The organism is Dietzia sp. SLG310A2-38A2 (assembly GCF_014145095.1).
GTDB lineage: Bacteria > Actinomycetota > Actinomycetes > Mycobacteriales > Mycobacteriaceae > Dietzia.
On the sequence record NZ_JAALDX010000546.1, the window covers coordinates 30014 to 35909 of the forward strand.

The 5896-nt window shown below is 70.1% G+C and carries 7 protein-coding genes; 3 read left to right on the forward strand and 4 right to left on the reverse strand.

What is annotated here, in order from left to right; all coding sequences use genetic code 11:
* On the forward strand, positions 1-1151 hold a 1151-nt coding region (locus G6027_RS17870; protein ID WP_241727262.1), incomplete at its 5' end, for an acyl-CoA dehydrogenase family protein.
* Positions 1152-1285: 134 nt separating this feature from the next.
* Positions 1286-1774, forward strand: coding sequence for a GAF domain-containing protein (locus G6027_RS17875; protein ID WP_182638306.1), 489 nt, complete (start codon positions 1286-1288; stop codon positions 1772-1774).
* A gap of 18 nt (positions 1775-1792) precedes the next feature.
* On the opposite strand, the gene G6027_RS17880 is transcribed toward G6027_RS17875, so the two are convergent.
* The 3 genes from G6027_RS17880 to G6027_RS17890 all read right to left on the reverse strand — a co-directional run bounded on the left by G6027_RS17880 (position 1793) and on the right by G6027_RS17890 (position 3895).
* The gene (locus G6027_RS17880; protein ID WP_182638307.1) at positions 1793-2332 is read right to left on the reverse strand and encodes a hypothetical protein; all 540 of its coding nucleotides are present in this window, start codon (positions 2330-2332) and stop codon (positions 1793-1795) included.
* Positions 2333-2419: 87 nt separating this feature from the next.
* Positions 2420-3130: a peptidase S1 gene (locus G6027_RS17885; RefSeq protein ID WP_182638308.1), complete on the reverse strand. Its 711-nt coding sequence runs from the start codon at positions 3128-3130 to the stop codon at positions 2420-2422.
* Between the two features lie 162 nt (positions 3131-3292).
* Positions 3293-3895: a TetR/AcrR family transcriptional regulator gene (locus tag G6027_RS17890; protein WP_182638309.1), complete on the reverse strand. Its 603-nt coding sequence runs from the start codon at positions 3893-3895 to the stop codon at positions 3293-3295.
* A 158-nt stretch (positions 3896-4053) separates the two neighbouring features.
* Here G6027_RS17890 and G6027_RS17895 point away from each other — a divergent pair, with 158 nt between their 5' ends.
* Positions 4054-5214, forward strand: a complete 1161-nt coding sequence (locus G6027_RS17895; protein WP_182638310.1) for an acyl-CoA dehydrogenase family protein — start codon at positions 4054-4056, stop codon at positions 5212-5214.
* A gap of 7 nt (positions 5215-5221) precedes the next feature.
* Here the strand turns inward: G6027_RS17895 and G6027_RS17900 are convergent.
* A partial coding sequence (locus G6027_RS17900) for an NAD(P)-binding domain-containing protein (RefSeq protein ID WP_182638311.1) occupies positions 5222-5896 on the reverse strand: 675 nt, incomplete at its 5' end.

Sequence of the window (5896 nt, forward strand, 5' to 3'; positions counted from 1 at the left end):
AGGTCGCCACGCAGATCTTCCGTCCCGTCTCCCGCAAGTACGACCTCGCGGAGCACGAGTACCCCGTCGAGCTCGACACGCTCAAGGCCATGATGGAGGCCATGGAGGACGCCGGTCAGGCCGCCTCCGGTGCCACCATGGGCTCGGGCGGCGCACCGCGTCGCGAAGGCGTCTCCAACGGCGGCAACATGAAGTCGCTGCTCAACATCATCGAGACGTGTTGGGGCGACGTCGGTCTGACCCTGTCCATCCCCCGCCAGGGTCTGGGCAACTCCGCGATCGCGGCAGTGGCCAGCGAGGAGCAGATGGAGAAGTTCGGGCGGGTGTGGGCCTCCATGGCCATCACCGAGCCCGAGTTCGGTTCCGACTCGGCCGCCGTGTCGACCACCGCCCGCCTCGAGGGCGACGAGTACGTGATCAACGGCACCAAGATCTACGTGACCTCCGGCGCCCGCGCCGACCACATCGTGGTCTGGGCGACCCTGGACAAGACCAAGGGCCGCGCGGCCATCAAGTCCTTCGTGGTCCCCCGCGAGCACCCCGGTGTCAACGTGGACCGGCTGGAGCACAAGCTCGGCATCCGCGCCTCCGACACCGCGCAGATCACCTTCGACAACTGCCGGGTCCCCAAGGAGAACCTCCTGGGCGATCCGGAGGTCCGGGTGGACAAGGGCTTCGCCGGTGCCATGCAGACCTTCGACAACACCCGCCCGCTGGTGGCGGGAATGGCCGTCGGTGTGGCACGGGCCGCTCTGGAGGAGATCCGGACCCTCCTCGAGGAGGCCGGAATGGTGATCGACTACGACCGGCCCGCCACCAGCCAGCCCGCCGCTGTGGCCAAGTACCTCGAGCTCGAGGCCGACTGGGAGTCCGCGTACCTGCTCACGCTGCGTGCAGCGTGGATGGCCGACAACAAGATGCCCAACACCAAGGAGGCGTCGATGTGCAAGGCCAAGGCCGGTCGCACCGGCTCCGCCGTGACCCTGGGTGCGGTCGAACTGGCCGGCAGCTACGGCTACTCCGAGCGCAGCTTCCTGGAGAAGTGGTCGCGTGACTCCAAGATCCTCGACATCTTCGAGGGCACCCAGCAGATCCAGCAGCTGGTGATCGCGCGGCGACTGCTTGACCTGTCCAGCGCCGAGCTGAAGTGAGCCGCGCCGGCACTCGCGGTTGAGAACGGCAGGCGCCCCCGTGGATCATTGATCCACGGGGGCGTTTTCCATTCGCGGGGCTCGCCCGTCCCGCGCCCACCCGAGCCGGCCCCGCCGGGAGAGGAACCGATCTGATGGCGGCTGACGACGTCCCCCTGTTCCGGGCCCCGATGCGCTCGAGGGACGACGACGTGGCGGACGGTGCGGGCGTCGAACGCGGCCTACGCAACGGGCTCTGCGGCATAGGGGGCCGCCTGGAGGGGCCGCCACCCTCATCGCTCGCCGAGGCGGTCGACGCCGCCGCGGCGCAGCACGACGACCGACTGGCCCGCCGGCTCGAACGGTTCGCCCACGTGCCCGACGGGGCGTACGTGTGGACCCGGGACGTCGACGGCCACTACTGGCTCGGGCGTCTCGGGGGACCGTGGCGCTACGACAGCTCGGACGAGGCGGGAGCGGTGGACCTGGTCCACGTCCGCGACTGCGGGTGGCGCTCGGAGCCGACAGACCGGACGAGTGTCCCCGCCGCCGTCCTGGCCACGTTCGCGCGGGGCGGTCGCAACTGGCAACGCATCCGGTCGGAGGCGGGTGCCGCCGAGACCGCGGAGCTGTGGACCCGATAAGGTCGCCCGACCTGCGCGCTACCCCGTCAGGGCGAGTCCCACGAACCGCTCGTCCGCCATCTCCCACACGTCTTCACGTGCGACCGCGTCCGGGTCGATCTGCTCGACCGTCTCGGGCAGATACACCACCCTCAGCATCTCCTGCTCGTCCGGCGCGTCCTGGTCACCCACCGATTCTATCGAGGCGGTGCGAGCTGTGATCTCCACGGTCTCCTCCCAGTCGGAGGCCTTGACGGCTCGGAGGACACCGATCGTGTCGTGCTGGGCGCTGAGAATCATCGCCGAGGGGGATGCACCCTGACGCACCAGGAACTCGACCGACACCATGCCGTCTGTGAACTCGACCGTTGAGCCTGTCACCTCCGCCGTGATGGCATCGGCGAGCGCCGTCTGGGGGTCCTCCGCAGCGGGCTGCGCGGACTCCTCGGCGTTGCCGGTGAACAGGAACACCAGGGCGCCGACGACGAGCACCACGACGACCAACGCGAGGATCATGAACATTCCCCGGCTCGCCCGGTCGCGTCGCTCGGGAGGCACAGGGGTGTCGGTGCGGGTCATGGGCTCACCTCTCGTCCGGGGTGACCCCAGTCGTACCAGGTGGGCCGGTGATCCACACCGGTTTCGGGCGGTCTGTCCGGCCGTCTGTCAGGCCATCCGGAAGCCGCTCCCGGGCCAGTTGCGGTCGGTGGCGTCAGCCACGATCGCGTCGAACGAGTACGCCAGAGCCGGCAGGAAGAGGGGCGACTGCGCGGGGTGGAGGCAGGACGGCAGGACGGGGCCGAGGCTGCCGACCGATCCCGCGGCAGGCGGCATGTGCCCACCGGACAGCAGCCCCACGAGGCGGCCGTCGCGGGTCACGGGCCCGCCGGAGTCCCCGTAACCGGCACAGGCGTGGCTCCAGAACTTGGCGCCGTCCCGCTGCCACGTGATGCCGCAGGTGTGGCCTGTGGACAGTCCGTCCTTGCACACCACGTCACCGAACTCCGGGGCCGGACCGCGTCCGGTGACCCCGGGCTGGCGCACTGGCACCACCACGCCCGGGGTGAGGCGAATTACCGAGTAGTCGAGGATCTCGTTGCGCGTGGCGACGGTGCCGATCACTCCGGCTCCCGGGTCGCCCCGGAGGATGACCGGGGCGTTGATCCGCTCGCTGCAATGGGCGGCGGTGAAGGCGACCGGCGTGCCGGAGGCGTCATAACCCGCCGCGGTGAGGGTGCACCCGGCGACTCCATTGACCAGCACGGGGGTGCCTCCGGAGACCGGGATCGCGGCCTGGGCGGCGGCGGGGGCCGCGAGGGCGGTCGCACCGGCCATCACGGCGGTCACTGCGAGCTTGGCCAGACCGGTGAACCTCATGAGCGTGTCCTTCCCACCCCGGCAAACTGCTCGGGTATACGCGCTGACAGCCTAACGGGCGCAGGCTCCGTCTGCACGACGGGCACGGGCCGGCCTTCCGGGCGACCCTCCAGGCGGCCTGTCCGTCCCACGGGCCGGGCCGGACGCGAGGCCCGGTCAGAGTCACTGCCCCTCGACCGTGATCCTTATCGAGGGACACTCGCCCGGGTCGCCACCGATATGCGCCCAGATCGCCTCGACCACGGGCCGGAGGAACAACTCCCCCACCTGGTCGACGAGCGTCCGGACCACCTGGACCTTGTCCGAGGTCCGCGTGGAGGCGAGACCTCCGCGTCGCAGTCCCTCGACCTCCCTGGTGGTCAGGTCGACGATCGCCTCCAGCAGCGGGGCCCCGCGTCCGTCGGGCTCCAGCAGGGCCCGGTTGAGGTAGCTCACGAGCTGCGGGTTCTGCCGGAGCATCTCGCGGACCGCGACGTTCCGGGCCTCGACCACCTCCGCGGCCGTCCCGGTGTGCTCCACCGTCGACAGCGCCCCGACCACCCGCTCCACCACGAGATCGTCCACGGCCCGGCGCAGGCCGTCCTTGGTGCCGAAGTGGTGCTGGATCAGACCGATCGTCACCCCGACCTCGGCGGCCACCCGGCGCATCGAGACCCTGTCCTCGCCGTACTCGGCGTACAGGGCCAGTGCGGCGTAGCGGATCCGCGCCCGCGCCGTGAGGTCCCCGTCCGCGGCCACGCCCCCGTCGGCAGTGGTTCCGGCCATGCGCCCCACCCCTTCCCCGCCCCTCGAACGGCGTCTGCGTTCGGTCGATGTCCGAGACGATACCGCGACAATACGATTGCATAGCAAAGCATGCACTCGTATGGTGGTGATCGAGCGAGGCCGCCCGGGCCCACGCGACCGACCCCTGGAGATCCCCCGTGTTCGAGACCGCCCCCTACCGCTCCCCGTGGATGACCGACGACCTGGACGCCCTTCGCGCCCACACGCGTGCGTTCCTGGACAAGGAGACCGCGCCGAACCTCGAGCGGTGGGCCGCCGAGGGCGCCGTGGACCGCGGGTTCTGGAACAAGGCCGGTGATGCGGGCCTGCTGTGCATCTCCATCCCCGAGGAGTACGGCGGCGGCGGGGGCACGTTCGCGCACGAGACCGTGATCGCGGAGGAGCAGACCCGCGCGCTCGACGACGGCTGGGGCAACTCGGTCCACAGCACGATCGTGGCGCACTACCTGGTCCAGTACGGCACCGAGGAGCAGAAGACCCGCTGGCTGCCCAAGCTCGCCACCGGCGAGATGGTGGGCGCGATCGCCATGACCGAGCCCGGAGCGGGTTCCGACCTGCAGGCGCTGCGCACCACTGCGGTCCGGGACGGCGACGACCTGGTGGTCAACGGCGCCAAGACGTTCATCTCGAACGGCATGCACTGCGACCTGCTGATCATCGTGGCCCGCACCGGCGGAGAGGGCGCCCAGGGGTTGTCCCTGCTGGTGGCCGAGACCACGGATCTGCCCGGGTTCGACCGCGGTCGCAAGCTCGACAAGATCGGTCTGAAGTACCAGGACACGATGGAGCTGTTCTTCGACGACATGCGGATCCCCGCCGCGAACATCCTCGGCGGCGAGGAGGGTGAGAGTCAGGGCTTCATCCAGCTCATGCAGCAGCTGCCCCAGGAGCGGCTCATCATCGCCGTCACCGCCGTGGCCGCGGCCGAGACCGCGGTCCGGCTCGCGATCGACTACGCCAAGGAGCGTGAGGCGTTCGGCAAGCCCATCCTGAAGTTCCAGAACCTCCGCTTCGAGCTGGCCGAGTGCAAGACCGAGGCCCTGGCCGCCCGCACCCTCCTGGACCACTGCATCACCCTGCACCTGGAGGGCAAGCTGGACCCGGCCACGGCGTCCATGGCCAAGTACTTCTGCACCGACAAGCAGTGCGAGATCATCGACCGCTGCCTGCAGGTCTTCGGCGGCTACGGCTTCATGACCGAGTACCCGATCGCGCGGATGTACGCCTCCGCCCGCGTGCAGAAGATCTACGGCGGGACCAACGAGATCATGAAGGAGCTGATCTCCCGGACCCTCTGATCTCGGCTCATCTGATTTCGGTCGTGATCGCACGGACGGCGTCACGGCCCGCCCGGTTGGCCCCCACGGTCGACTGGGACGGGCCGTAGCCGATCAGGAACAACCCGGGCTCATCGAGCGCCCGTCCGTCGACCACGCGGATCCCCCCGGCCGGGGTGCGGAGGCCGAGCGGCGCCAGGTGGGAGACCGCGGGCCGGAACCCGGTGGCCCACAGGATCGCATTGGCGGGTTCGAGCGTCCCGTCCGGCATCCGCACCCCGTCGGGCTCGATCCGGGTGAACATCGGGTGCCGGACGAGTGCACCGCGGGCCTCCGCGCGATCGATCCACGGGGTGCGGTACATGCCGGTCACCCCGATCACGCTCTCCGGCGCCAACCCCATGGCCGTACGCTCGGCGACCGCGGAGATGGCGGCCGAGAAGTTCTCCGGGGGCGGTCCCGTGGCCCACTCGATCTCCCGTCTGGTCACCCAGAGGGTGTCGGCCACGCGCGAGATCTCCTCGAGCAGCTGGGTGGCCGAGATCCCCGAGCCCACGACCACCACGCGCTGTCCGGCGAACTCCTCGGCCCGGACGTAGTCATGGACGTGGAGTTGGCGCCCGCGGAAGCTCTCGCGGCCGGGGTAGTGCGGCCAGAAGGGTCGCGTCCACGTTCCCGTGGCGTTGATGACGTACCGCGCGAG